Here is a 26,171-nt window from a genome sequence, read left to right on the forward strand (position 1 = left end):
GGCCCCGCAGACGCCGAGGGCGGCACCCTGGAAGGGTGCCGCCCTCGGGCGTCCGCGGTCGTGCCGGGACGCGTGCGTGTCAGAGCGAGCCGACGGGCGTCCGCTCCTTCGCGGTGGACTCCTCGTCCGACGTGCCCCAGCACTCCACCTCGCCGCGCAGGCCCGGCACCTGGTCCTTTCGGAAGACCGGGTCGAGGCCCTGGCGGCGCTGGGCCGTGTAGTCGTCGAGGAGGCGGAAGGCGACCGCGCCGAGGGGGATGATCGCGATCAGGTTGACCAGGACCATCGCGCCCATCGTGACGTCCGCGAGGCTCCAGACCAGCGGGACCGAGCCGATCGCGCCGAGGACGGCGCAGGCGACGACCACGGCGCGGTACGAGCTCATCACGCTCTTGCTGCGGGTGATGAACCGGATGTTGGACTCGCCGTAGTAGTAGTTGCCGATCATGGAGCTGAAGGCGACCATGAAGACCACCAGGGTCAGCAGGTGACCCGCCCAGTCGCCGAGCGCGCCGGTGAAGGCGGACTGCGTGACGTCCGCGCCGCCCCGCTCACCGAGGGTCGGGTTGGCGGACAGGATCACGAAGGCGGTCATGGTGCAGATGACCAGGGTGTCGAAGTAGACGCCGAGGGTCTGGACCAGGCCCTGCTTGACCGGGTGCGTGGTCTCCGCGGCCGCGGCGGCGTTCGGGGCGGAACCCATGCCCGCCTCGTTGGAGAACATGCCGCGCCGCACGCCCTGGAGGATGGCCGTGCCCACGGCGCCACCCGCGACCTCGCGGAAGCCGAAGGCCCCGCCGATGATGTCGCCGAGCATGCCCGGCACGCTGCCGAGGTTGAGGAGCACGATGACCAGGCCGACCAGCAGGTAGATCCCGGCCATCACCGGGATGATGACCTTGGTGACGGCCGTCAGGCGCTTCACGCCGAAGAACACCGCGAGTGCGAGCAGCACGGCGAGCACGACGCCGAGGGCGGGGTCGAACCAGGAGGCGTCCGAGCCGAAGGAACCCTTCGCGGCCACCGTGATGGTGTTGGACTGCACCGCGGTCAGCACGAACCCGAACGTCAGCGTGATCAGAACGGCGAAGACCACGCCGAGCCAGCGCATTCCGAGCGCCTTCTGCATGTAGTAGGCCGGGCCGCCCCGGTAGGTGCCGGGCTCGGTGTCGCGCACCTTGTAGAGCTGGGCGAGGACCGACTCGACGAACGCCGAGGCACCGCCGACCAGGGCCATCATCCACATCCAGAAGACGGCTCCGGGGCCGCCCATGGTGATCGCGGTGGCCACGCCGGCGATGTTGCCGGTGCCGATCCGCGCGGCGGCGGAGATGGTGAAGGCGCCGAAGGGGCTGACACCGGACTGCGGCTTGTCCTTGAGGACCCGGAACATCTCCGGTATCAGGCGGATCTGCACGCCCTTGGAGCGCACCGTGAACCAGACGCCGGCGACGGCGACCAGCGGGATCAGCAGATATGTCCAGAAGACGTCGTTGAGGTCGACGACCCAGGCTTCCAACGTGCTCATGCGAATGCTTCCCGGTTCCTCGTGAGTCGGGGAATCGGCCCGGTTCCCGCGTGCGCGTACAGGTCGTGTACGGAGCGGACGGCCGGACCGGGTGGTGCGGAGGCAAAGGCTCCGCAAACCCCAGGACTCTAGGCTGGCGTCGCCGTCCCTGCCTATGGTTCCTGAAAGTGGTCTGTCTCACACGAATCCGATCGGCGGCGTTCTCGCTTCCTCCGGGTCAGGCGGATCCGGCGTCAGCCTGTCCATCGCTCGGTGGGGCCCCCGGTGCCCGGGCCGTATGCCGCCCGAGAGGTCGGTGAGCCGGTCGGGACGACCTCCGGCGTCCCTCGTCACCGGGGCGTCCGCGGGACGTGAGAGGGTCTGGGTCGTGAGTGAGACACCGTCGAACACGCTGCAATACCGCTTTGACGGGCCAGAAGAGGCCCCGGTCCTGATCCTCGGTCCCTCACTGGGCACCACGTGGCACATGTGGGACCGGCAGACGCCCGAGCTCACCGCGCGGTGGCGGGTGCTGCGCTTCGACCTGCCGGGGCACGGCGGCGCGCCCGCCGAGCCGGCCTCCTCCGTCGGCGAGCTCGCCGACCGGCTGCTCGCCACCCTCGACGACCTCGGCGTGGGGCGCTTCGGGTACGCCGGATCCGACCTCGGCGCGGCCGTCGGCGCCGACCTCGCGCTGCGGGCCCCGCAGCGCCTCGCCTCCCTCGCGCTCGTCGCGGCCTCGCCCCGCTTCGCGACCGCCGACGAGTACCGCCAGCGCGGGGTCGTCGTCCGCGCCAACGGCATGGAGCCGATGGCCCGCCTCACCCCCGGCCTGTGGTTCACGCAGGCCTTCGCCGCCGCCCAACCGGCCATCGTCGACTGGGCCGTGCAGATGGTCCGCACCACCCACGCCGGCTGCTACATCGCCGCGTGCGAGGCGCTCGCCGCCTTCGACGTCCGCGCCGAACTCGGCCGGATCGGCGTGCCGACGCTCGTCCTCGTCGGCGCCGACGACCGGGTGACCGGGCCGGCCGAGGCGCGCACCCTCGTCGCGGGCATCCCCGACGCCCGGCTCGCGGTCGTCCCCGGCGCCGCCCACCTCGCCCCCGTCGAGCAGCCGGCCGCCGTCACCGACCTGCTGGTACGGCACTTCTCCAGCGCCTGGCACGACACGCTCGCCGCCGTCCCCGTACCGCCCCAGGCCGCCGCCGTGCCCGCCCCCGCCGCGCCCGCCGGGGCGGAACCCGCCGCGCCGCCCGCCGCAGCGCCGGCCGCCGCCGCGGAGCAGCCGCCCGCCCACCGCCCCGACCCGTACGACGCGGGCCTGCGCATCCGCCGCGAGGTGCTCGGCGACGCCCACGTGGACCGCGCCCTGGCCGCCGCCGACGACTTCACCGGCGACTTCCAGGAGCTGGTGACCCGCTACGCCTGGGGCGAGGTGTGGACCCGCGACGGCCTCGACCGCCGCACCCGCAGCTGCGTCACCCTCACCGCCCTCGCCGCCCGCGGCCACCTCGACGAACTCGCCTTCCACACCCGCGCCGCCCTGCGCAACGGGCTCACCCCGACGGAGATCCGCGAGGTGCTCCTCCACACCGCCGTGTACTGCGGCGTCCCCGCCGCCAACTCCGCCTTCCGGGTGGCCGCCCGGGTCATCGCGGAGGAGACCACCCTCGAACCCTGACTCCCGCCCACGGGGCGGCCGGGGCCGGGGCAGGATGGGTGCATGAAGCTGACCAAGAAAGCGCACGCCTGCGTACGGCTGGAGAAGGACGGGCGGACCCTCGTCATCGACCCGGGCGGGTTCAGCGAGGAGGACGCGGCGCTCGGCGCCGACGCGATCCTCGTCACCCACGAGCACGCCGACCACTTCGACGAGGGACGGCTCCGCGCGGGCCTGGAGGCCAACCCGGCCGCCGAGATCTGGACGCTCCGCAGCGTCGCCGAGCAGCTCGTGGCCGCCTTCCCCGGCCGGGTGCACACCGTCGGCGACGGGGACGCCTTCACCGCCGCCGGCTTCGACGTGGAGGTGCACGGCGAGCTCCACGCCGTCATCCACCCGGACATCCCGCGCGTCACCAACGTCGGCTACCTCGTCGACGGGGCCGTCTTCCACCCCGGCGACGCCCTGACCGTGCCGGGGCGGCCCGTCGACACGCTGTTCCTGCCGGTCATGGCGCCGTGGAACAAGATCAGCGAAGTGATCGACTACGTGCGGGAGGTGAAGCCGCGGCGGGCGATCGACGTCCACGACGCGCTGCTCACGCCGCTCGCCCGGCCGATCTACGACCGGCAGATCGGCGCCCTCGGCGGAACCGACCACCGGCGGCTGACGGCCGGGGCGTACACCGAGCTGTGAGGCCGGTTGTCGGACCCCGCCGTTAGGCTGTCCGACATGCGTATCGCCACCTGGAACGTCAACTCGATCACCGCTCGGCTGCCGCGCCTGCTGGCCTGGCTGGAGAGCAGCGGCACGGACGTGCTGTGCGTCCAGGAGACCAAGTGCACCGCCGAGCAGTTCCCCGCCGCGGAGCTGCGGGAGCTGGGCTACGAGTCGGCGGTGCACGCCACGGGCCGGTGGAACGGCGTGGCCGTGGTCTCCCGGGTCGGCCTCGACGACATCGTGCGCGGCCTGCCCGGGGGGCCGGCGTACGAGGGCGTGGAGGAGCCCCGGGCGGTCTCCGCGACCTGCGGCCCGGTGCGCGTCTGGTCGGTGTACGTGCCCAACGGCCGCGAGGTCGCCCACGACCACTACGCGTACAAGCTGCGCTGGCTCCAGGCGCTGCGGGACGCCGTCGCCGAGGACGCGGCGGGCCCCCGGCCCTTCGCCGTGCTCGGCGACTTCAACATCGCCCCCACCGACGACGACGTCTTCGACCGCTCCCTCTTCGAGGGGTCGACGCACGTCACGGAGCCCGAGCGCGCCGCCCTGGAGGGGCTGCGCGGCGCGGGCCTGAGCGACGTCGTCCCGCGCCCCCTGAAGTACGACCACCCGTACACGTACTGGGACTACCGCCAGCTGTGCTTCCCGAAGAACCGCGGCATGCGCATCGACCTGGTCTACGGGAACGAGCCGTTCGCCTCGGCCGTCGGCGACAGCTACGTGGACCGCGAGGAGCGCAAGGGCAAGGGCGCCTCCGACCACGCCCCGGTCGTCGTGGACCTCAAGCTCTGAGGCAGGGGCCGCCCGCGGGGCCCGCCGGTGCGCACGCGCTCGCGGACCCGCCCCGCGAGGGGTGCTCTCCCGGGGCCGTCCGGCGCGCGCCCTGTGGTGCGCCGGGCGCGGGGAGTGCGACGCTGGCGGTATGAACATCCCCTTCCTGGACTCCTGGCGCAGACGGCGCGGCGGCGACCGGGCCCCGGTGCTCGTCTCCGCCTTCGAGCGCGACCCGGAGGGCGCCGCGGGTCTCCTCGCCGAGTGCGCGCTGCTGCGCGCCCGCGCCCAGGAGGCGGGTGTCCGCCTCGACGACACGCCCCGCTCCCTGGAGGCGCTCGACCAACTCCCGCCGCGCTGGCGGGAGGACCCCGAGGAGCTGCCGTGGGTCGGCAACGACGCCGGCCTCTACCTCGGCACGGTCATCGTGCGCACGGTGCCGGGCGCCGTGTGGGACGTGCTGCCGGGCGGCCGGGCCGTCGTCCGGCTCGCCTCCGGCCGGGAGGTCGACGTCGTCGGGGCGGGGCTGGACTGGGCGATCACCGGGTCCCCGCAGCTCTCCCAGACGTACGGCGAGGCCGCCGAGGGGCGGTAGGGCGGTGAGCCTTCCGCCCGTATCGCCCCACTTCATCATCCAATACCGCTAATGCCCGATTGCCGTGTCGGGTGGTGAAGTGCCTTGCTCCGCTGGATAGTTTGCGCTGACCTCGACACCTGGGAATGGGGCAGGCAGCGCATGGCCGAGCGGCGCACCGCGGAGTACCGCACCCTCCGCACCCCCCGCGTTTCCGTGGAAGTCCGCCCCTGGGGGTCGGGCCGCCGGGCGCGGGGAGCCTCCTGTCCGAGCCGCGCCCGCTGAGCGGGCCCGGGACCCCGGCCGCGCGCGCCCGCGCGCCGACGGGGCCGACGGACGCCGCCGCCCCTCCCGCGGAGGGGAGGGGCGGCGCGGGGCCGAGCCCGCCCGGCAGCGGCCGGTGATCACTCCTCGCGCAGCGGGACCGACACGTACGAGGGGTCGGACGGCGGTGAGGAGAAGGTCAGCCGCGCGCCGGACGGGTTGTGCTCGATGTACAGCGGGTCGACGGTGTCGACGACCAGGGCGAGCCGGTGCCCGGCGGGGACGTCGTACGACGTCGAGAACAGCTCCAGGTCCACCGCGAAGGGCCGGCCCGGCGTCCTGTCGTGGAAGGTGAAGGGGGCGTTGCTGACCAGCTTGCCGAGACCGAGCGGGCCGACGTCGTACAGGCAGGCGACGAGGGTGCCGCTGGACGCGGTGCTGGTGACCGTCGTGTGGAGCTTCGCCGTCCCCCGGACCCGCTGGACGGAGCCGTACCGCTCGGACTGCCAGACGGCGGCGTAGGAGCGGGGCAGGAGGGGGATCGAGGCGGTGGGCGGGAGCCTGAGGAACTGGTCGAGCAGGTTGGACAGCATCAGGACGCCGCCGTTGGCGCCCGAGTCGACGTTCGCGCGCACCCCCTGGGTGTCCGTGAGCGGGATCCTGCGCTCGTCCGCGCCGACCGACTTCCAGTCCGGGTAGCCTTCGTAGCCGCCGCCCGTGCGGGACTTGAGCTGGACGGGCCGCTCGCGGTCGATGCCGTTGTCGACGCCCTTGAGGTGGTGGTCGAACCAGCGCTGCGCGTTGGTCCAGGTGTCGTTGGGCAGGCCGAGCAGACCGGTCGCCTCGGCGGTGGCGTGGTCGCCGGGGCGCAGCTCCAAGCGCTTGGGGCCGGTGAGCTTCTCGTAGAACGAGGCGTACTGGTTGGGCGGGAAGATGGTGTCGCCCCAGGCGTTGCCGAGCATGACGGCGGCGCCGTTGGCGTTGATCCGGTCGACCTGGAAGGCGGGGGAGCGCTTGGCGCCCCACGCGATCATCTCGTCCTCCTGGTCGAGGTTCGAGGCGAGGAAGTCCTTGAGGACCTGCTGGAGTTCGGGGCTCGGGCGGCCCGTGAGCAGGCCGGTGCCGCCGAGCATCGCGGCGGCCTGGAGGTGCTGCGTGCGGCCGCTGTAGATGGAGTCGATGAGGTCGGCCCAGCCGCTCATCGCGACGACCGCCTTGACGCGCTCGTCGTTCGCGGCGGCGAGGAGGCTGATGCCGGCGCCGTAACTGACGCCCGCCATGCCGACGCGCTCGGGGTCGGCGGGGGTGTTCGCCAGGGCCCAGTCGATGACCTTGGAGGCGTCGGCGACGTCCGGCGGGCCCGCGACCTCGATGTTCCCGCCGGACTGCCAGAAGCCGCGGGAGTTGTAGCTGACCACGACGTAGCCGGCGTCGGCGAGCTTGCGGGCCTGGGCGAGGTACTCGATCTGCGGCATGGACCAGCTGGTGGGCAGGACGACCAGCGGGTGGCGGCGGTTCGCGTCGGCGCCTGCCGGGGTGACGACGTTGGCCTTGAGGACGGTGCCCCCGTCGCCGGCGATGTCGACGAAGCGGACCCCCGCCGCGGTGGCGGCGGAGGCGGCGACGGCGTCGGCGGTCCCGGCCGACGCCGCCGGGGCGAGCCCGAAGGCCGCCCCGGTCGCCAGGACGGCCGCGGCCGTACCGGCGGCCGCGGCCCGCTTGGCTGAGCGCACGTGTCCCACGGGTCACTCCTCACTCGCGTGTCACGCGTGGTTGAAAGTGAACCGAAGGTATCCGTGTGGGCTTACCTGGGGTAACTCCCCGGTAAGTTACGTGACGGTAACAATTGTTCGCGAGACCGCGGCCGACCCGGCCGGGCGGGTCAGCGCAGCGCGCTCTTCGCCTGCCAGTCGCTCCAGGAGAGGTTCCACTCGCCGTAGCCGTTGTTGAGGGCCTGCGTCCCCTTGGCGTCGTCGCCCTCGATCTCGAACGGGTCGCCCACCTGCACCTGCTCGTACACCCACCGGGCGTTGCCGTCGGTCATGCCGATGCAGCCGGAGCTGCGGTTGGCGCTGCCCATGTACTTGGCGTTCCACGGCGCGGCGTGCGCGTACATGCCCGACCAGGTGAGCCGCATCGAGTAGTCGACCATCTTGTCGTACGCGTCGCCGAGGCCCACCGTCTCGGAGCGCATGTTGATGGTGCCCTCCTTCGACATCAGGACGGTCCTGCCCCGCCACGACGCCTTCTCGCCGCCCGGCGTGCCGGCCGACATCGGCACGTCCTTGACGACCTGGCCGTCGCGCAGCAGCTTCAGCCGGTGGCCGTCCAGGTCGACCTTGACGACCTGGTTCCGGCCGACGGTGAAGTTGGTCGTGTAGTCGCGGACGAACCAGCCGCCGTCGGGGCCGGAGTCCACGCCGTTGAGGCGCGCGTCGAGGGTGACCTTGGTGCCGGACTTCCAGTACTCCTTCGGCCGCCAGTCGACGCGGTCCTTGCCGGACCAGTCCTGCATCCAGCCCCAGGAGCCCTCGGTGCCGTTCGAGGTGGTGACCTTGAGGGCCTTCTCCACCGCCGCCTTGTCCTTGACCGGGTGGTCGAAGACGATCGACAGCGGCTGGGCTATGCCGACGGTGGTGTTCTTCCCCGGGGCGAGGGTGAGCTTGTTGACCTTCTCCGGGGCGGCGGTGGCGAAGTCCGCCTTGGCGCTGCCGCCGCCCGCGTCGCGCGCCTCGACGGTGTACCCGGTGCCGGGGGCGGCGTTGCGGACCGACGTCCAGGACCTGCCGTCGGCGGACACCCTGCCTTCCAGCGTGGCCCCCTTCGAGTCGGTCACGGTCACCTGGGTGAGCCTGCCGTCGGCGAGGGTGACCCGCACCGGCTCACCGGGCTTCGCCGCCTTGCCCGTCAGGTTCACCGAGATGCGCGTCTCCGGCTTCGCCTTGCCGTCCCCGCCGGCATCGCCGGTCGAGGAGCCGCTGCCGCCGCCCGAACACGCGGTCAGCGCCGCGGTCAGAACCGCGGTACCGGCGAGGGCGGTGGTGCGGAGCGTGGTGCGGGCACGTGTGCGGCTCAACTGGAAAACCTCCGATGCGTTCTTCGTCGCTGGGAGAGAGGGCGAACGACCGCTTCGGGTTGCGGGGCGACCGGGGTTTTCCGGGGCCCGCGATGTGATGCGCCCGACACCGCGCGCCGAGGGGGTGCGCCGGGGCGCGCGCACGCGGGCGCGACCGGCGGCCGCGGGCGCGGCCCGATGACCCTCCCGGTGGGCCGACCCCGCGGCCCGCGACGGTCAGGAGGCGCCGGCCGCGCGGTCCTCGGCGCGCTCTTCGGTACGCTCCCGGCCCCGGTCCTCGGCGCGGTCCTCGGCGCGGTCCCGGCCGGGCTCCTCGCCCCCCGCCGCCTCCGGGCCCCCCGGGTCCGTCGCCGCGTCGGGCGCGTCCGGCGCCGGGGGCCGGGCGGGCGCGGGGTCCAGGGCCGCCGACGTCACGTCGGCCACCAGTTCGACCACGTCGGGCCCGTACGCCTGCGAGTTGACCACCTTCAGCAGCAGGACGAAGGGGCGGCGGCCGTGCTCGCGCGCCAGCCGCTCCTGATGGCGGACCAGGTAGCGGGTGGCCGCCTGGTTCGTTATGGCCCGCTGCCCGCAGAAGAGGAACACCGGGTGCCGGCCCTCCCCGGCGGTGAGCCGCGCGAGGACCACGTACTCGCTCAGGCCCAGCTCCGCCCGGTACTCCCGCGTCCCGAACCGGTAGACGTCCGGCTTCTTGCCCGGCCCCTCCTCGACCCGCATGCCCGGCAGGAGCGTGCGCAGGTGCGCGGCCATGCGCCGGTTGGAGGTCGGGCCGCCGAGGCAGAACTCCGTGCGGTCCCCGAAGCCCTGCACCGCCTGGTCGTGCCGGACGATGCGGGCGTGCGCGCCGCAGTCCCGGATCAGCGCGGACAGCTCCAGCAGCGCGAACACGTCGTTGCGGTGGACGCCGTCCCCGCCGGCCTCGCGGTTCACCACGAGGAGGCACTCCGCGTTGCCCGGCAGCCCGAGGAAGCGCTGCTTGCGGCGGAGCCGGCGGCGGGTGAGCGCCGTGCGGGCCAGCCATCCGAGTGACGCACTGAGCCCACTGGCGGCCACGCCGAGCACGATGTTCCACAGGTCGTCGTCCATGGGCGCGCATGCTAGCGGTCCTGGTACCGCGGGCGGTGTGAAGTTACGCTGCGCGGACGGCCGTTGACTGGAGGAGCCCGCATGCGTCGGTCCACCGTACGGAACGTCTCCCTCGCCGCCGTCGCCGCGACGGTGCTCGCCGTCGGCGGTGCGGCGCCGCCGACCGGGGCGGCCGTCGCGGCGCCGCCACCGGCGCCGGTCAAGGAGGCGGTCGCCGCCGGGTACGGGGGCGCCGTTTCCAGCGTGGACGCCGACGCGTCCGCCGCCGGCATCGAGGTCCTGCGCCGCGGCGGCAACGCCGTGGACGCCGCCGTCGCGACCGCCGCCGCCCTCGGCGTCACCGAACCGTACTCGGCGGGCATCGGAGGCGGCGGGTACTTCGTCTACTACGACGCCCGCACCCGCTCCGTCCACACCGTCGACGGGCGCGAGACGGCCCCCCGCTCGGCCGACGCCTCCCTCTTCCTGGAGGACGGCGAGCCGATCCCCTTCACCGAGGGCATGACCAGCGGCCTGAGCGTCGGCACCCCCGGCACCCCCGCCACCTGGGACACCGTCCTGGGCACCTGGGGCAGCAGGCCGCTGGGGGAACTGCTGCGTCCCGCCGTACGGCTGGCCCGGGAGGGCTTCGTCGTGGACGGCACGTTCCGCGCCCAGACGCGCGACAACGAGGAGCGCTTCCGGGACTTCCCGGCGAGCGCGGAGCTGTTCCTGCCGGGCGGCGCCCTCCCCGCCGTCGGCTCCACCCTGCGCAACCCCGACCTCGCCCGCACCTACGAGGAGCTGGGCCGCCACGGCGGCGCGGCGCTCTACCGGGGCGGCCTGGCCCGCGACATCGTCCGTACCGTCCGCACGCCGCCCGTGCGCGCCGGCGCGACGCGCACCGTGCGCCCCGGCGACCTGACGACCCGTGACCTCGCGGCGTACCGGACGCTGCGGCACCGCCCCACGAAGACCGAGTACCGCGGCCTCGACGTGTACGGGATGCCGCCCTCGTCCTCGGGCGGCACCACGGTCGCCGAGGCGCTCAACATCCTGGAGCGCGGGAACCTCGCCGGCGTCTCCCGGCAGACGTACCTGCACCGCCTGATCGAGGCGAGCCGGATCGCCTTCGCGGACCGCGGCCGCTGGGTGGGCGACCCGGCGTTCGAGGACGTGCCGGTCGAAGGGCTCACCTCGCAGCGGTTCGCCGACGCGCGCGCCTGCCTCGTCCGCGACGACCGGGCCCTGACCAGTCCGCTCGCCCCCGGAGACCCGCGCGACCCCCGGCCGTGCGCGGCGGGCGCGGCGGCGGCGCCGACGACGTACGAGGGGGAGAACACCACGCACCTGACGGCCGCCGACCGGTGGGGCAACGTCGTCGCGTACACCCTGACCATCGAGTCGACCGGCGGCAGCGGCATCACCGTGCCCCGCCGCGGCTTCCTCCTCAACAACGAGCTGACCGACTTCTCCTTCGCCCCGGCGAACCCGGCGGTCCACGACCCCAACCTCCCGGGCCCCGGCAAGCGGCCGCGCTCCTCCATGTCCCCGACGATCGTCCTGGACCGCCACGACCGGCCGGTCCTGGCCCTCGGCTCCCCGGGCGGCGCGACCATCATCACCACCGTCCTGCAGACCCTGACGGGCGTCGTCGACCGCCGGCTGCCGCTCGTCGACGCGATCGCCGCCCCGCGCGCCAGCCAGCGCAACCAGCCCGTCACCGACCTCGAACCCGCCCTGTACCGCAGTGCGCTGCGGGCCCGCCTCGCCGAGCTGGGCCACGCCTTCCGCGAGAACCCGGAGATCGGCGCCGCCACCGGCATCCAGCGCCTCCCCGACGGCCGCTGGCTGGCGGCCGCCGAGCGCACCCGGCGCGGCGGCGGCGCGGCGATGGTGGTGCGCCCGGCGGGCCGGCCGTAGCACGGCCGTCCGGGACCGGCGGGGCGGCCCGCGCCTCCGGGCCGGTCCGCACCCCGGGCCCGCGGGCGCGGACCGCCGTCCGGACCGCCGTCCGCGGGCGCCGTCCGCGGGCACCCGGACCGCCCTCCGGAACGCCCTCCGGACCGCCGTCCGCGGGCGTTCGGAAAGGCGCCCGTTGTGGACCACTTGGGTGCGATACGTGATCGACTCCCGCTGTTGACGGCGGCGGTCTTGCTCCGCGATGTGACGAGGCTTACGTTCTCCTCCTACGCGCACCGCTCTACGTGCGTAGAGGCTCGTCGACGCCGTGCCGAAGGAGCAACCCATGTCCCACACCGTGCGCGCCGCGCTCGTCCAGGCATCCTGGACAGGCGACACCGAATCGATGATCGCCAAACACGAGGAGCACGCCCGCGAGGCCGCCCGCCAAGGAGCGCGGGTGATCGGCTTCCAGGAGGTGTTCAACGCCCCGTACTTCTGCCAGGTACAGGACGTCGACCACTACCGCTGGGCCGAGCCCGTGCCCGACGGCCCCACCGTCAGCCGCATGCGCGACCTCGCCCGTGAGACGGGCATGGTGCTGGTCGCCCCGGTCTTCGAGGTCGAGGGCCCGGGCCTCTACTACAACACCGCCGCCGTCATCGACGCCGACGGCACGTACCTCGGCAAGTACCGCAAGCACCACATCCCGCAGCTCAAGGGGTTCTACGAGAAGTTCTACTTCCGCCCCGGCAACCTCGGCTGGCCCGTCTTCGACACCGCCGTCGGCCGCGTCGGCGTCTACATCTGCTACGACCGCCACTTCCCCGAGGGCTGGCGCCAACTCGGCCTCAACGGGGCGCAGCTGGTGTACAACCCGTCGGCCACCCACCGCAGCCTCTCCGCCCACCTGTGGCGGCTGGAGCAGCCCGCGGCCGCCGTCGCCAACGAGTACTTCGTCGCCGCGATCAACCGGGTCGGCCAGGAGCACTACGGGGAGAACGACTTCTACGGCACCAGCTACTTCGTCGACCCGCGCGGCCGCCTCGTCGGCGACACCGGGTCCGACAAGGAGGACGAACTGCTCGTGCGCGACCTCGACTTCGACCTCATCGAGGAGGTGCGCCGGCAGTGGGCGTTCTACCGCGACCGGCGACCCGACGCGTACGAGGGGCTGGTGCGGCCGTGAACCACCCGCACGCGCACCGGCGGCTCCACGACCGCCACCGGGCCGTCCTGCCCGACTGGCTCTCCCTCTACTACGACGACCCCATGGAGATCACCCACGGCGAGGGCCGCCACGTCTGGGATGCCGAGGGCAACCGCTACCTCGACTTCTTCGGCGGCATCCTCACCACGATGACCGCCCACGCCCTCCCCGAGGTCACCAAGGCCGTCGCCGAGCAGGCCGGGCGGATCATCCACTCCTCCACCCTGTACCTCAACCGCCCGATGGTGGAGCTCGCCGAGCGCGTCGCCGCCCTCTCCGGCATCCCCGACGCCCGCGTCTTCTTCACCACCTCCGGCACCGAGGCCAACGACACCGCGCTCCTCCTCGCCACCGCGTACCGCCGCACCAACCAGGTCCTGGCGATGCGCAACAGCTACCACGGCCGCTCCTTCTCCACCGTCTCCGTCACCGGCAACCGCGCCTGGGCCGCCACCGGGCTCTCCCCGCTGCGCACCCTGTACGTCCACGGCGCCGTCCGCGGCCGCGGCCCCTTCGCCCACCTCTCCGACGCGGACTTCACCGCCGCCTGCGTCGCCGACCTCGAGGACCTGATCGGGCACACCGGCGACATCGCCGCGCTCATCGCCGAACCCATCCAGGGCGTCGGCGGCTTCACCTCGCCCCCCGACGGGCTGTACGCCGCGTTCCGCGAGGTGCTGCGCCGGCACGGCATCCTGTGGATCAGCGACGAGGTGCAGACCGGGTGGGGCCGCACCGGCGAGCACTTCTGGGGCTGGCAGGCCCACGCCGCCGCCGGCCCGCCGGACGTCCTCACCTTCGCCAAGGGCATCGGCAACGGCATGTCCGTCGGCGGGGTCGTCGCCCGCGCCGAGGTCATGAACTGCCTGTCCGCCAACTCCATCTCCACCTTCGGCGGCTCCCCGGTCACCATGGCCGCCGCCCTCGCCAACCTCACCTACCTGCTCGAACACGACCTCCAGGGCAACGCCCGGCGCGTCGGCGGCCTCCTCGCCGAGCGGCTGCGCGCCATCGCCGCGGGCGTCGACCGGGTACGGGAGGTGCGCGGCCGCGGCCTGATGCTCGGCATCGAACTGGCCGACCCGCACACCGGCGCCGCCGACCCGCGGGCCGCCGCGGCCGTCCTGGAGGCGGCCCGAGGCCGCGGACTGCTCATCGGCAAGGGCGGCGGCCACGACACCAGCGTCCTGCGCGTCGCCCCGCCGCTCTCCCTCACCGTCGCCGAGGCCGAGGAGGGCGCCGCCCTGCTCGAACAGGCCCTCCACACCCTCCGGTAAGCCACCCACCCGCACGCAAGGGGGCCGCCAGGCCATGAGCACCCGCACCCTCGTCCGCGGCGGCCTCGTCATCACCGCCGCCGAGGAGACCCACGCCGACGTCCTCGTCGAGGACGGCCGCGTCGCCGCCCTCGCCGCCCACGGCAGCGGCATCGCCGACTCCTGGACCGCCGACCGCACCATCGACGCCACCGGCCGCTACGTCATCCCCGGCGGGGTCGACGCCCACACCCACATGGAGCTGCCCTTCGGTGGCACCTTCGCCTCCGACGACTTCGAGACCGGCACGCGCGCCGCCGCGTGGGGCGGCACCACCACCATCGTCGACTTTGCCGTGCAGTCCGTCGGCCACACCCTGCGCGAGGGCCTCGACGCCTGGCACGCCAAGGCGGACGGCAAGTGCGCCGTGGACTACGCCTTCCACATGATCCTCTCCGACGTCGACGAGCACGCGCTCAAGGAGATGGACCTGCTGGTCGAGGAGGGCGTCACCTCCTTCAAGCTGTTCATGGCCTACCCCGGCGTCTTCTACAGCGACGACGGCCGCATCCTGCGCGCCATGCAGCGCTCCGCCCTCAACGGCGGGCTGATCATGATGCACGCCGAGAACGGCATCGCCATCGACGTCCTCGTCGAGCAGGCCCTCGCCCGCGGGGAGACCGACCCGCGCCACCACGGGGAGGTACGCAAGGCGCTCCTGGAGGCCGAGGCCACCCACCGCGCCGTCCAGCTCGCCCGCGTCGCCGGCGCCCCCCTGTACGTCGTGCACGTCTCGGCGGAGGAGGCCGTCGCCGAGCTGGCCGCCGCCCGCGACCTGGGCCTGCCGGTCTTCGGCGAGACCTGCCCCCAGTACCTCTTCCTGTCGGCGGACAACCTCGCCGAGCCCGACTTCGAGGGCGCCAAGTACGTGTGCAGCACCCCCCTCAGGCCCCGGGAGCACCAGGCCGCCCTCTGGCGGGGCCTGCGCACCGACGACCTCCAGGTGGTCTCCACCGACCACTGCCCGTTCTGCTTCAAGGGCCAGAAGGAACTGGGCCGCGGCGACTTCTCCCGCATCCCCAACGGCCTGCCCGGGGTCGAGCACCGCATGGACCTCCTCCACCAGGCGGTCGTCGACGGGCACATCAGCCGCCGCCGCTGGATCGAGATCGCCTGTGCCGCCCCGGCCCGCATGTTCGGCCTGTACCCGAAGAAGGGCACCATCGCCCCGGGCGCCGACGCCGACCTCGTCGTCTACGACCCCGCGACGACCCAGACGATCTCCGCGCGGACCCACCACATGAACGTCGACTACTCGGCGTACGAGGGCCGCACCGTCACCGGCCGGGTCGAGACCGTCCTGTCGCGCGGCGAGGTGGTCATCGACCGGCGCACCTACACCGGCCGCGCCGGGCACGGCGTCTACACCCCGCGCGCCACCTGTCAGTACCTGACCTGAGGAGGCCCCGTATGGACTTCGGACTCGTCCTGCAGACCGACCCGCCCGCCTCCGAGGTCGTCGGGCTCATGCGGCGCGCCGAGCGCAACGGCTTCCGGCACGGCTGGACCTTCGACTCCGCCGTGCTCTGGCAGGAGCCGTTCGTCATCTACAGCCGGATCCTCGAACACACGACGAAGCTGCGCGTCGGCCCCATGGTCACCAACCCGGGCACCCGCACCTGGGAGGTCACCGCCTCCACCTTCGCCACCCTCAACGACATGTACGGCAACCGCACGGTGTGCGGGATCGGGCGGGGGGACTCCGCGATGCGGGTCGCCGGACGGCAACCCGACACGCTCGCCCGGCTCGGCGAGGCCATCGACGTCATCCGGGACCTCGCCGAGGGCCGAGAGGCGCTCGTCGACGGCAGGCCCGTGCGCATCCCCTGGATCAGGGACGGCAGGCTGCCGGTGTGGATGGCGGCGTACGGCCCCAAGGCACTGGCGCTCGCCGGGCGGAAGGCGGACGGGTTCATCCTCCAGCTCGCCGACCCGTTCCTCACGGAGTGGATGGTCAGGGCGGTGCGGAAGGCGGCCGAGGACGCCGGACGCGACCCCGCGTCGATCACGATCTGCGTCGCCGCGCCCGCGTACGTGGGCGAGGACCTGGCGCACGCGCGGGAGCAGTGCCGCTGGTTCGGCGGCATGGTCGGCAACCACGTCGCCGACCTGGTCGGCCGGTACGGCGAGCACTCGGACCTGGTGCCCGAGGCCCTCACCGCGTACGTCAAGGGACGCCGGGGGTACGACTACAGCCACCACGGCCGCGCCGGCAACCCGTCGGCCGACTTCGTCCCCGACGAGATCGTCGACCGCTTCTGCCTGCTGGGCCCGCCCGCCGCCCACGTCGAGAAGCTGCGGAACCTGCGCGACCTGGGCGTCGACCAGTTCGCCGTCTACGCCATGCACGACGCGAAGGAGGCGACGATCGACCTGTACGGCGACGAGGTCATTCCGGCACTGGCCGGCTGAGCACCGCCCGTGGCGGCGGGGGACGGGCCCGGTGGCCGACCCGCCCCCCGGGGACGCGGACGGCGCGGCGAGCGGGCCGTGTCCTCGTGGCCGGGTGACCACCGGAGCGGACGCGGCGGTAGCGGTCGGGCTGCGAGCGCCGGGCAGGAGCACCTTCTGCCAACGGTGCCCGTCCGGCCGGTACGCGCCGGTCGACGAGGCCGCCTCCCGCGGGGCGGCCGTGACGGAGCGCCGTGTCGACGGCGCCCGGGGGACGGCCCCCCGTTTGCGCGCCTCTCCGCATGAGGTTCCCATGAGCGGGTAGCTGCACGTCCTTGATCAAGGCGGTGGATGCCCTGTCCGCCCAGACCGCGCGGGAGGCACAGTGCGAGGACGGTGGTTCGGGCGGGGGGCCGGGGTGGTGGCGGTCCTGGTCTCGATCGGCGCCTGCGGCACGCTGCCCGAGCGGCGTGACGAGGTGACCTCGGAAGTCACCCGTTTCCAGCAGGCCCTGGGCGCCGGGCGGCACGAGCAGCTCTGCGCTGCGCTCGCGCCGGCGACCAGGGAGGAGCTGGAGCACACGGCCGAGAGCCGCTGCGAGCGGGCCATCGGCCGGGCGATCGCCGAGCGGGAGGTCCCCGCGGCGGGCGCCGTACAGGGAGTCGACGTCTACGGCGACCAGGCCCGCGTGGTGCTGGAGCGGGACACCTTGTTCCTGGCGCGCTTCCCCGCCGGCTGGAAGGTGACGGCCGCCGGATGCGTGCCACGCCCGGAGCGGCCCCACCGGTGCGCGGTCAAAGGAGGGTGAGGAGCCATGAGGACCATGTTCGTCGGGACCCTGCTGATCATCGCCGTCGGGCTCGCCTACTTCACGGCCCTGGGGCTGATGCACCGATGAGCGGCACCGAAGGGCGAGCGGACGGGCACCTGACGCCGGGCCGGCGCCGCGTACGGCGCTTCCTGCGCGACAACGGCCTCGGGCTGGCCTTCCTGGCCCTGTTCCTCGTCGCTCTGGTCGGCCAGGCCGTGGCGGGGCACGCGCAGTTCAACAACCAGCTGACCGGCGACGGGATGGCCCCCGTCGGCCTCGGTGCCTACGTCACCTCGTCGGACTTCGCCGTCGACGTCACCGAGAACTGGCAGTCGGAGTACCTGCAGTTCTTCCTGTACATCTTCGGCACCGTCTGGCTCGTGCAGCGAGGGTCACCGGAGTCCAAGGAGCTCGACAAGGCCGGCACCGAGTCCGACGAGGACCAGAAGGTCGGGGAGCACGCCAGGAAGGACTCGCCCCGTTGGGCCCGGCACAGGGACTGGCGCGGAACCGTCTTCTCCCGCTCGCTGGGACTCGTCATGGGGACCGTCTTCCTGCTGTCGTGGCTGGCCCAGTCCATCACCGGCGTCGCCGCCTACAACGAGGAGCAGCTGCGTCGCCTGGAGGGGCCCACGACGTGGGCCCACTACGTCTCCTCCGCGGACTTCTGGAGCCGAACGCTGCAGAACTGGCAGTCCGAGCTGCTGGCGGTCGCGTCCATGGCGGTGCTCGCCATCTACCTGAGGCAGCGCGGATCACCGGAGTCCAAGCCCGTCGGCGCCCCCCACTCCGCCACGGGCGTGGAAGGCTGAAACGGCTCCCACTCCGACCCCCCGCTCCGGAGCCCCGCCTTCCGCCGATGCCGGTCGTCCGCGTAACGGTCGCAACCTGCGTGTTTCGCACCCGGCCGGCGCGGCTACCCGAATGATCGACACACCGTGGAGGACCTCCTGAAAGGAGCGGCGCCGATGCCGAATCCGCAACAGCCCGAGCTGCGACGCAACGACAAGGGGGCCGGCACCCCCGAGGACAGCCAGGCCCTCAAGGCCGCCGAGCCCACCGGTTCCGGTGGCCGCGCCCACGGCACGGACCGCGGGAACAAGGGCGGCGGCAAGGGCGGCGGCACGCCTCCCGAGCAGCAGCCCGACCACCCGGCCTGATCCCGTCCCCGACCCGCCGAGTACCGGCGGAGGCCCCGGCCGGGGCCCTCGCCCGCAAGGAGAGACCGTGACCGTTCCGGAGGAGAACCGCCCCAAGACGACGTCCACCGACGATGTCGTCCAGACGCCCGGCGACCCCGCGTCCACCGGGCAGGACAACGGCGCCACCGGGCGCACCATGCGCGAGGCCATCGAGGAGGCCGGCCTCACCCCGGACGACGTGCGGGACGACGACGGGGCCTGACGCCCCGGCCCTCTGTCGGGCTCCCCTCGCAGCCGCGCGGCGCAAGTCCGCGCGGCTGCGAGTGCTGCGCGCCGTCCCGGGCGCCGCCGCTCCTCCTCGGGGCGACCGCTGCTCCCCGCCTGTCGGGGAGCACGCCGAGGTCGGCCATGACCGGCCCCTCGCCCGGGTCCCGCGCGTTCACCCGTCGCCGGGGCCTGCCTCCAGCAGCCCGAGGAGCGGGTCGGTGAGCCGGCGTTCCGGGGCCTCCAGGAACCGCCTGCGGCTTTCGGCCGCCCGGAGGCGGCCCTCGCCGAGGCACCACGCCCACCAGTGGTCGAGGGTGGCGTCGTCCACCGCGTCCGCCGGCACCAGGGCGGGCCACCGGCACGCCCGTGCCTGCGCGGTGACCTTCGCACCGCCGCGGACCGGGTCGACCGCGACGGCGGGCGTGCCCGCGCGCAGGGCCAGGACCAGCCCGTGCAGCCGGTTGGTGACCACCACGTCGAGCCGGGCCAGGACGCTCAGGAGCTGCTCCGGCGTACGGAAGTGGTGCGGGTCGTCGTGGGCGAGGCGGGTGTCCAGGGGTACGTGCGCGATGTCCCGCCGCCCCAGCCACCGCCGGACGCCGTCCGTGACCTCGTCGTGCCTGCGGCGGGCCCCGTACTCCCGCTGCCCGTGCGTGAGGACGACCCCCGCCACGGGCGGTGGGGGCCGCTCCGCGGCCGAGGCGGCCAGGTCGACCGACGGCGGGCCGTGGCCGCCGCTGCGGGCCAGGACGTGGTGGAAGCCGGTCACGGCGGGCGACCGCGGGTCGATGACGCTCGTCCCGACGGCGATGCGGGTGCAGTGCGAGAACCGGTGGTGCAACTCCTCGACCTGCGGCCCGTGCAGCGGGCCGCAGACGAACAGCAGGGTCCGGTACCGCTGCGGCGAGACCTCGTCGAGGTGCAGGTCGTCGGGCCGGTACCCGCGACTCCACGCCGTGTCGTGGGGATGGCCCCAGCGGTCGAGCAGCTCCGCGACCCGGCGCAGCGCCAGTTCGTCACCGGCGGTGACCTCGCCGTGGAAGAAGCTGAACCAGCCGGTGAGCAGGATCCGACTCATGGCAGACCTTCCCGCGCGCCTGTTCCGGACGTCCCCCGCCGCGGCGACTACCCGGTCCTGCCCGGCCGACACGGGCCGTCCCCGGTGGCCGTCCGCAGCGCGCGCAGGCGTCGGGGGGACGGTACGATCCGCGCCGCCGCGGCGGCCCGGTGCGGCCCGGCGGGGCGGGCGTTCCGCGCCCGCGCCCCCGAACGGCGGATCCGTGGGGACGGAAGACGGGGCCGGGCCCGGCGAGGGCCGAAGCCGCGCGCGTCGGGGCCGGCGCCCGGTGGGGTGGCCGGCACACCGTGACGGTGGCCGCCGACCCCCCTGACACGAGGGTTACGCGCCAGTAGGCTCCGGCGGTATGACCCCTCACGCGGCGGTGGCGGACCTCGGGTTGGTGGAGCAGGCACGGCTCCTGCGGGAGGGCGGGGTCACCTCGACCGCCCTCGTGGGGGCCTCGCTCGACCGGATCGACGCGAGCCGCGACACCCTCAACGCCTTCCGCTGCGTCCGCGCCGACGCGGCCCTCGCCGACGCGGAGGCCGCCGACCGGCGCCTCGCGGCGGGGGAGCGCGCGCCGCTCCTCGGCGTGCCCGTGGCCGTCAAGGACGACACCGACGTCGCCGGGCTGCCGACCCGGTTCGGATGCGCGGGGGACATCCCGCCGGCCGCCTCCGACGGGGAGGCCGTACGCCGGCTGCGCGCCGCCGGGGCGATCGTCGTCGGCAAGACCAACTCCTGCGAACTGGGCCAGTGGCCGTTCACCGAGGGGCCCGCCTTCGGCGCCACCCGCAACCCCTGGGACCCCGCGCACACGCCGGGCGGCTCGTCCGGCGGGTCGGCGGCGGCCGTCGCCGCCGGGCTGGTGCCTGCCGCCCTCGGCTCGGACGGCGCCGGTTCGATCCGCATCCCCGCCGCCTGGACCCACCTCGTCGGCATCAAACCGCAGCGCGGCCGCGTCTCCGTCCACCCGTACGACGACTGCTTCGAGGGCCTCACCGTCAACGGGCCCCTCGCCCGCACCGTCGCCGACGCCGCGCTGCTGCTCGACGCCGCCTCCGGCGCCCACCCCCGGGAGGGGCTGCGGCTGCCGGCCCTCGACGCGTCCGCCGCCGCCCGCCGCGACCCGGGCCGCCTGCGGATCGCCCTGGCCTGGCAGCCGCCGTTCACCGGCACCCGCGCGCCCCTGCACCCCGGGGTGCGCCGCGCGGTCACCGCGCTCGCCGAGACCCTCGCCCGGCTCGGGCACACCGTGGAGGAAGCCCGCCCCGACTACGGCCTCGTCGGGCTGGGCTTCCTGCCCCGCGCCGCCGCCGGCATAGCGGCGTACGCCGACCGCCACCCCGACCCGGCCCTCCTCGACCCGCGCACCCGCGGCGCCGCCCGTACCGGGCACCGGCTCGGCGGCCGGCTCCTGCGCGCCGCCCGCGCCCTCGAACCGCGCCAGCACCGCAGGATCGGCGCGCTGTTCACCGCGTACGACGTCGTCCTCACCCCCACGACGGCCGCGCCGCCCCCGAGGATCGGCGCCTTCGACGGGCTGCCCGGGTGGCGCACCGACCTGGCCATCGCCGCGGCCTGCCCCTACGCCTGGCCGTGGAACGTCCTCGGCTGGCCCGCCGTCAGCGTCCCCGCCGGCCTCACCGCCGACGGCCTGCCCGTCGGCGCCCAACTGCTCGGCCCCGGGGGCGGCGAGGAACGGCTCGTCTCCCTCGCCGCCCAGCTGGAGGACGACCTGCGCTGGTACGAGCGCCGCCCGCCGGCGCCCGCTACGGGCGCGCCGCCCACGCCCGGCTGAACAGCTCGTGCGGCGGCGCCACGGGCAGCAGCCGCAGCCACGCCGCCGACACCCGCCGAGGGGAGACGGACGCCCCGTACGAGGCCAGCTTCGCGGTCTCCAGGGGCAGCTCGGGGGCCTTCAGGTCGGTCCACGGCCCCGGGACGAACACGGTCCGCCCGGCCCGCGCCCGCCGGCCGGTCTCGACCACGCCCGCGGCGACCAGCTCCTCGCGGGCCGCCTCGTGCCGGGCGGCCGTCCAGCCGTTCCAGCGGCGGACGTTGCGGTCGGTGGGACGGGCGAGCGTCAGGAGCTGCAGGTACAGCGCCGCCGCGTCCGGGCCCACCCCGAGCTCCGCGGCGGCCACCGCGACGAGGTCGGGCACGCTGAGCGCCGGATTCGCCTCGTACCCCCCGGGCGGCACCGGCGTCGAGGCGGCCCGCGCCACCATGCGGGCCACCCCGCCGTCGCGCACCTCGCGCAGCAGCCCGATCCGCTCCGCCACCCACGTCAGCCCCAACTCCCCGCAGCGCCGCAGCGCGCGCTCCGTCTTCTCCGGGTCGCCCAGCGCGGCCGTCCTGAGGAACGCGTCGCCGCCGGGTGCGGCGACCACGAACACCCCGTCGTCGTACACCCCGGTCGTCGCGACGGCGTCCGGGAGCCGGGGCTGCGCACAGGGGAGCACGGGACCCGTGTACACCTGCGCGCCCGGGTCCCCGGCCAGCGCCTCCGCGAGCCGGCTCCACCCGAAGAGCGGGGCCAGCGTGCGCGGGTCGTCCAGCAGCCGGCGCAGCCGCCCGTGGAACGCGGCCGCGGCCCCGGCGGACGGATCGCCGACCGGCCGCTCGCACAGCGCCCACACCACCAGCGAGACGAGCCGCTCGTCCGGCAGCCCCGAGGTCGTCAGCCACGCCCCCGCCGCCCCCTCCGCGGTCGCCTCGTGGACCCGGAGGCCGCCCCGGGGGCCCGCCGCGAGGACGCACCCGGCGCCGGAGAGACCGGCCACCCCCTCGGGCGGCTCACCCGACACCAGGCTGCGCGCCCACGCCGCGCCCAGGCCGAGGCCCTCCTCCAGCGCCGCCGCGGCCTCCTCGTCGACGTACTCCGTCGTCCCCAGCAGGCGGGCCCACACCTCCGCCATGCGCTCGGCGGCGGCGACCGCCCCGCCGTCGGCCCACAGCTCGGCCGGGTCGTCGGGGACGCCCGCGGCGAGCACCGCGAGGCGCCCGCGCCACCCGAGCCGGTGCCACAGCGACACGTACTCGTCGACGGCCGCCTTCGAGGCCCGGTAGGGCCTGCCGCGCAGCATGCGCCGGTCGTCGTCGTACCGCTCGCGGCGCGGCAGCCCCCCTAGGACGAGCGCCGCCACCGCGCGCCGCACGCCGGTCCGCCGCGCGAAGGCGTCGACGGCCTCGGGCGGCACGGTCAGCGGGCCGTGCGCGCCCACCGGCTCCGGCAGCCGCCGCAGACGCCCGGCGTCGTCCCTCCCGACGGTGAACGTCACCGTCTCCTCGGCCCCCGACGGCGCGGGCTCGTCCTCCCGCTGGAGGAACCGCGCCGTGCCGCCGCGCTCCGCGCCCGAGGCGAGCACTCCGCCCGCCGCGCGGCACGCCACCACCGCCTCCTGCGACGCCCGGCCGGTACGCCACCGGCCCTCCCGCTCCGCGAACGGCTGCCCGCTCCACACCTCCAGCAGCGCCGCGAGCGCCCGCCGCTCCTCCTCCGGCGTGGTGGCGACCACCGCCCGCCAGACCACCGCGTCGATCGAACCGGCCAGCGCCGCCCACTCGGCGGGCTCCGCCGGCAGGGCCAGGCGCCGCGTCCCGTCGTCGATCTCCCCGCGCAGGTGGCGCCCGTCCGCCGCGACCGACGTCAGCGTCGCGGGCTGCGGGCGGGCCGTGTGCGCCTCGAACGGCCGCAGCTCGGGCAGCAGCCCGTACAGCGCGGGCACCAGCACCGTGTCCGGTACCGGCTCCGGCAGCGACACCACCGGCCCGGACCGCATGACGCCCACTCGCCGCGACAGCTCCTCCCGCCGCCGCAGCGCCCCGGCGGCGAGCAGCACGACGCGCACCACGCCCGCCACGACGCGGGGCTCCGCCACCCCGGGCAGCACACGTGCCGCCTCGGCCCGCACCGCTCGCGCGGCGTCGTCACCGGTCAGGCCGCCGGCAGCGGCGAGGAGGGCTCGCGCGGCGTCGCCGCCGGCCGCCCGCAGCGCCCGGGACGACGCCTCGTCCCTGGGGCGCAGGAAGTGCCAGAAGGCGGGCGGGGGGAGGGGGCCCACGGCGTGCCCGGACGGCTTGCGCCACCGGTTCCGTTCACCGCCCGGGAAGCCGTGCGCCTCCCACAGCAGCGAGCCGTCCTCCACCGCGTGCACCCGTACGTCGTCCGGCTGCACCAGGACCGCGTCCTCGCCGCCCGCCGGCATCCGCAGCACGCCCCACGGGTGGCGGCCCGGCTGCCGGGCGCGGAACCGGGCGCGGCGCCCGTCGACGCCCTCCAGCAGGAAGTCCGTCGGCGACGGCCCCGCGTACGGCGTGCGGTGCAGCACCCGGCAGCCCACCAGCCGCCCGTCCTGGCCCAGCGGCGAGGCGGGCGCGCCCTCCGGCAGAGCCGCCAGGGTGAGGGCGTCCGCGTGGAGCGCCAGGCCCGGCGGCACGTCGCCGTCGCGGTGGAACGCGGGCAGTTCCCGGTCGCCGCCGCGCTCCTCGGTCGCCGGGTCGACGCGCCGCCAGTCGTCCCCGTACACCCGGGCGCTCCAGAACCGGGTGCCGTCGCTCATCTGGAGCTCCCGGCAGTCGACGCCCTCCCGGCCACCGGGCCGCAGCACCCGGCTGCCGTCGTGCCGGCCGCCGCCGTCCGGCGTGGCGAACTGGAAGCCGAACGCGCCGTCGATGATCCCGTCGAACGGGCGCAGGCCGGTGCGGTGCTCCGGGACGAAGACGTCGTCGGGCCGGTCCGCCCAGAAGGCGTGCGTGGCGAAGGAGCCGCGCTCCTCGTCCGTCCAGGCGACCTGGAACGAACCGCCCACGAAGTGCACGACGTGCAGCGTCGCGCCCTCGGGCACCCGGAACGCGCACGCGCCGCGCCGCCCTGCGTGGTCCACCGCGACGGCCCGGTCCGCGCCGTACACGGTGAGCACCGGCCATGTGCTCGTCACGCCGCGCACCCCGCCCGGCCCGAACTCCGCCACCGCCTCGTCCAGGGCGGGCCAGCCCAGCTCCTCGGGAAGCCCCGCGCGCAGCGCCCGCCCCAGCGGACCCACGAGGTCCACCGCCGCGAGGGCCTCCTCGACGCCCTCCAGGGCCGTGGCCGTGGGCCGGTCGAGCAGCTTCGCCAGCTCGTCCACCGCCTCGTCGGCGGCCGCGACGCCACCGCCGAGCGCCTCCGCCAGCAGCGCCTCGACCCGCGCGTGCACCTCGGCCGCGATGCCCGCGTTCTCCGGCAGACGCGTGATCGCGGTACCGCCGCCGCGCAACCCGGCGTGGACGGTGCCCTCCAGGCGCCGCCCGAAGACCGGGTCCGCGGCGAGCGCCCGCAGGTCGCGCCGCGACCGGTCGCCCCAGAACTCAAGCCGGACCGCGTCACCCGGGTCCTCCACCGCGATCCCCTCGGCCAGGCAGGCGTCCAGGAGGTCGGCGTCCAGGCCCGGGTAGCCGTACCGGTCCTCGTGGACACGCACCGGAACCCCGGCCGCGCGCAGCAGCGGCGCCCACCGGGCCACCAGCGCGAACAGCTCCTGCGGCATGGGCTGCCGGTACACGCCCCCGCCCCGCCGTCCGTGCCCGTACAGGCGCGCGTACCCGCCCAGCCAGGCGGCGGCGCCACCCTCGGGCACCACCCGCCCGGCCGCCACGGCGTCGGCGGCCCCGGACCGCAGGAGCAGCCGCAGCCAGGACGACGCGTCACCTCGCGAGTCCGGGAACAGGTCGACCAGCGGAGCGTGGACCGCGTCGTCCTGGGGGTGCTCGGCCAGCAGCCCGGCGACCGCGTCCAGCAGCGCGTCCGGCACCGCCCTGCCGCGCGCCCCGCCGACGATCCGTGCCAGTACGCGGGCGTCCTCCGCCGTGTCGAGGCCGGCGGCGCGCGCCGACGCGCGCACCCGCCGCGCCAGGTCGGCGGGGAGCTCGCCGGGGGAGGCCGCCCAGGCGGTGAGGACCCGCAGGTACTGCTCGTGCGCCTCCGCGGGCTCCAGCGTCCGCGCCAGCCACCGCTGGTGCTCGCTCAGCTCCTTGGCGGGCAGCGCGCCCCGCGCGGCGAGCAGCAGCACGTTCCCCGTCCGCCACGCGGGGTCCGCCGGCAGGGTGTGCTCCCGCTCCGCTTTCCGCGCCAGGGCGTACGCGCGGCCCGCGTATCGCTCGCTCGTGCCGCACAGCCGGTGCGCCACCGTGTCCCAGAACCAGGGCAGGTGCGCGGGCGGCAGCCGCCGGGCCCGGGCCTCCATCGCCTCCAGGAACCGCCCGGGCTTCTCCCGCGCCCGGCCGAGGCCGGCCCGCACCTCCTCCAGCAGGGCGACGGCCGCCGGCTCCGCGCCCGGGTCGTGGGCGCGTACCCAGTCGACGTAGACGGCGGACGTGTGCGGCTTCGCGGGGAGCGCAGGGGCGGCGTTCGTGACCATGGCGGCGATCCTGGCAGCCGCCACCGACAAG

19 protein-coding genes and 1 pseudogene are annotated in these 26,171 nt (G+C 75.1%); 14 read left to right on the forward strand and 6 right to left on the reverse strand.

Going from position 1 to position 26,171, the window contains the following annotated elements; all coding sequences use genetic code 11:
* Window positions 1-79: 79 nt before the first annotated feature.
* A complete protein-coding gene (locus LPA54_RS03480; protein ID WP_228973584.1) occupies window positions 80-1,528 on the reverse strand; it encodes a sodium:alanine symporter family protein in 1,449 nt (482 codons plus the stop codon).
* Between the two features lie 367 nt (window positions 1,529-1,895).
* Between LPA54_RS03480 and pcaC the strand changes: the two genes are divergently transcribed.
* The 4 genes from pcaC to LPA54_RS03500 all read left to right on the forward strand — a co-directional run bounded on the left by pcaC (window position 1,896) and on the right by LPA54_RS03500 (window position 5,256).
* Window positions 1,896-3,191, forward strand: coding sequence for a 4-carboxymuconolactone decarboxylase (gene pcaC, locus LPA54_RS03485; RefSeq protein WP_228973586.1), 1,296 nt, complete (start codon window positions 1,896-1,898; stop codon window positions 3,189-3,191).
* 42 nt (window positions 3,192-3,233) lie between these two features.
* Window positions 3,234-3,866 (forward strand): MBL fold metallo-hydrolase, encoded by a 633-nt coding sequence (locus LPA54_RS03490; RefSeq protein ID WP_228973588.1) that lies wholly within the window; start codon window positions 3,234-3,236, stop codon window positions 3,864-3,866.
* 36 nt (window positions 3,867-3,902) lie between these two features.
* Window positions 3,903-4,682, forward strand: coding sequence for an exodeoxyribonuclease III (locus LPA54_RS03495; protein ID WP_228973590.1), 780 nt, complete (start codon window positions 3,903-3,905; stop codon window positions 4,680-4,682).
* Between the two features lie 130 nt (window positions 4,683-4,812).
* Complete coding sequence (locus LPA54_RS03500) at window positions 4,813-5,256, forward strand: DUF6278 family protein (protein ID WP_228973592.1); 444 nt, start codon at window positions 4,813-4,815, stop codon at window positions 5,254-5,256.
* Window positions 5,257-5,639: 383 nt separating this feature from the next.
* Here the strand turns inward: LPA54_RS03500 and LPA54_RS03505 are convergent, their stop codons facing one another.
* The 3 genes and pseudogenes from LPA54_RS03505 to LPA54_RS03515 all read right to left on the reverse strand — a co-directional run.
* A complete protein-coding gene (locus LPA54_RS03505; protein ID WP_228973593.1) occupies window positions 5,640-7,241 on the reverse strand; it encodes an alpha/beta fold hydrolase in 1,602 nt (533 codons plus the stop codon).
* Between the two features lie 140 nt (window positions 7,242-7,381).
* A complete protein-coding gene (locus tag LPA54_RS03510; RefSeq protein ID WP_228973595.1) occupies window positions 7,382-8,575 on the reverse strand; it encodes an Ig-like domain-containing protein in 1,194 nt (397 codons plus the stop codon).
* Window positions 8,576-8,956: 381 nt separating this feature from the next.
* Window positions 8,957-9,661 (reverse strand): annotated as a pseudogene (locus LPA54_RS03515) (hypothetical protein); the annotation flags it as partial.
* An 81-nt stretch (window positions 9,662-9,742) separates the two neighbouring features.
* Between LPA54_RS03515 and ggt the strand changes: the two are divergent.
* The 9 genes from ggt to LPA54_RS03560 all read left to right on the forward strand — a co-directional run bounded on the left by ggt (window position 9,743) and on the right by LPA54_RS03560 (window position 18,674).
* Window positions 9,743-11,563, forward strand: coding sequence for a gamma-glutamyltransferase (ggt, locus tag LPA54_RS03520; RefSeq protein WP_228973598.1), 1,821 nt, complete (start codon window positions 9,743-9,745; stop codon window positions 11,561-11,563).
* A gap of 325 nt (window positions 11,564-11,888) precedes the next feature.
* The gene (locus LPA54_RS03525; RefSeq protein WP_228973600.1) at window positions 11,889-12,731 is read left to right on the forward strand and encodes a nitrilase-related carbon-nitrogen hydrolase; all 843 of its coding nucleotides are present in this window, start codon (window positions 11,889-11,891) and stop codon (window positions 12,729-12,731) included.
* 83 nt (window positions 12,732-12,814) lie between these two features.
* Window positions 12,815-14,029, forward strand: a complete 1,215-nt coding sequence (locus tag LPA54_RS03530; protein ID WP_228973928.1) for an aspartate aminotransferase family protein — start codon at window positions 12,815-12,817, stop codon at window positions 14,027-14,029.
* Between the two features lie 34 nt (window positions 14,030-14,063).
* Window positions 14,064-15,467 carry a dihydropyrimidinase gene (hydA, locus tag LPA54_RS03535; RefSeq protein WP_228973602.1) on the forward strand — a complete coding sequence of 468 codons (1,404 nt, stop codon included), beginning with the start codon at window positions 14,064-14,066 and terminating at the stop codon, window positions 15,465-15,467.
* Window positions 15,468-15,478: 11 nt separating this feature from the next.
* The gene (locus tag LPA54_RS03540) at window positions 15,479-16,480 is read left to right on the forward strand and encodes a TIGR03842 family LLM class F420-dependent oxidoreductase (RefSeq protein ID WP_228973605.1); all 1,002 of its coding nucleotides are present in this window, start codon (window positions 15,479-15,481) and stop codon (window positions 16,478-16,480) included.
* Window positions 16,481-16,880: 400 nt separating this feature from the next.
* Window positions 16,881-17,267, forward strand: a complete 387-nt coding sequence (locus LPA54_RS03545) for a hypothetical protein (RefSeq protein ID WP_228973607.1) — start codon at window positions 16,881-16,883, stop codon at window positions 17,265-17,267.
* Window positions 17,268-17,353: 86 nt separating this feature from the next.
* The gene (locus LPA54_RS03550) at window positions 17,354-18,082 is read left to right on the forward strand and encodes a DUF6766 family protein (protein WP_228973608.1); all 729 of its coding nucleotides are present in this window, start codon (window positions 17,354-17,356) and stop codon (window positions 18,080-18,082) included.
* A 156-nt stretch (window positions 18,083-18,238) separates the two neighbouring features.
* Window positions 18,239-18,430, forward strand: a complete 192-nt coding sequence (locus LPA54_RS03555) for a hypothetical protein (RefSeq protein WP_228973610.1) — start codon at window positions 18,239-18,241, stop codon at window positions 18,428-18,430.
* A gap of 67 nt (window positions 18,431-18,497) precedes the next feature.
* Window positions 18,498-18,674, forward strand: coding sequence for a hypothetical protein (locus LPA54_RS03560; RefSeq protein WP_228973612.1), 177 nt, complete (start codon window positions 18,498-18,500; stop codon window positions 18,672-18,674).
* A 177-nt stretch (window positions 18,675-18,851) separates the two neighbouring features.
* On the opposite strand, the gene LPA54_RS03565 is transcribed toward LPA54_RS03560, so the two are convergent.
* Entirely contained in the window at window positions 18,852-19,757 is a 906-nt protein-coding gene (locus LPA54_RS03565; protein WP_228973614.1) for a polysaccharide pyruvyl transferase family protein, read from the reverse strand.
* Window positions 19,758-20,103: 346 nt separating this feature from the next.
* On the opposite strand from LPA54_RS03565, the gene LPA54_RS03570 reads away from it, so the two are divergent.
* Window positions 20,104-21,540, forward strand: coding sequence for an amidase (locus tag LPA54_RS03570; protein ID WP_228973616.1), 1,437 nt, complete (start codon window positions 20,104-20,106; stop codon window positions 21,538-21,540).
* Here LPA54_RS03570 and LPA54_RS03575 read toward each other — a convergent pair.
* Entirely contained in the window at window positions 21,512-26,140 is a 4,629-nt protein-coding gene (locus tag LPA54_RS03575; protein ID WP_228973618.1) for a hypothetical protein, read from the reverse strand. The two genes, LPA54_RS03570 and LPA54_RS03575, sit on opposite strands and share 29 nt — an antisense overlap.
* Between the last annotated feature and the right edge of the window lie 31 nt (window positions 26,141-26,171).

The sequence above is a fragment of the Streptomyces sp. DH12 genome, assembly GCF_020873895.1.
Taxonomy (GTDB): Bacteria; Actinomycetota; Actinomycetes; order Streptomycetales; family Streptomycetaceae; genus Streptomyces.

Bases quoted from the DNA above. Each gene is read 5' to 3' on its own strand.
- LPA54_RS03555 (WP_228973610.1), top strand. From the start codon at position 18,239: ATGCCGAATCCGCAACAGCCCGAGCTGCGACGCAACGACAAGGGGGCC.
- LPA54_RS03525 (WP_228973600.1), top strand. From the start codon at position 11,889: ATGTCCCACACCGTGCGCGCCGCGCTCGTCCAGGCATCCTGGACAGGC.
- LPA54_RS03575 (WP_228973618.1), bottom strand. From the start codon at position 26,140: ATGGTCACGAACGCCGCCCCTGCGCTCCCCGCGAAGCCGCACACGTCC.
- LPA54_RS03570 (WP_228973616.1), top strand. From the start codon at position 20,104: ATGACCCCTCACGCGGCGGTGGCGGACCTCGGGTTGGTGGAGCAGGCA.
- ggt (WP_228973598.1), top strand. From the start codon at position 9,743: ATGCGTCGGTCCACCGTACGGAACGTCTCCCTCGCCGCCGTCGCCGCG.
- LPA54_RS03495 (WP_228973590.1), top strand. From the start codon at position 3,903: ATGCGTATCGCCACCTGGAACGTCAACTCGATCACCGCTCGGCTGCCG.
- LPA54_RS03500 (WP_228973592.1), top strand. From the start codon at position 4,813: ATGAACATCCCCTTCCTGGACTCCTGGCGCAGACGGCGCGGCGGCGAC.
- LPA54_RS03490 (WP_228973588.1), top strand. From the start codon at position 3,234: ATGAAGCTGACCAAGAAAGCGCACGCCTGCGTACGGCTGGAGAAGGAC.
- LPA54_RS03550 (WP_228973608.1), top strand. From the start codon at position 17,354: ATGAGCGGCACCGAAGGGCGAGCGGACGGGCACCTGACGCCGGGCCGG.
- hydA (WP_228973602.1), top strand. From the start codon at position 14,064: ATGAGCACCCGCACCCTCGTCCGCGGCGGCCTCGTCATCACCGCCGCC.
- LPA54_RS03565 (WP_228973614.1), bottom strand. From the start codon at position 19,757: ATGAGTCGGATCCTGCTCACCGGCTGGTTCAGCTTCTTCCACGGCGAG.
- LPA54_RS03480 (WP_228973584.1), bottom strand. From the start codon at position 1,528: ATGAGCACGTTGGAAGCCTGGGTCGTCGACCTCAACGACGTCTTCTGG.
- LPA54_RS03530 (WP_228973928.1), top strand. From the start codon at position 12,815: ATGGAGATCACCCACGGCGAGGGCCGCCACGTCTGGGATGCCGAGGGC.
- LPA54_RS03540 (WP_228973605.1), top strand. From the start codon at position 15,479: ATGGACTTCGGACTCGTCCTGCAGACCGACCCGCCCGCCTCCGAGGTC.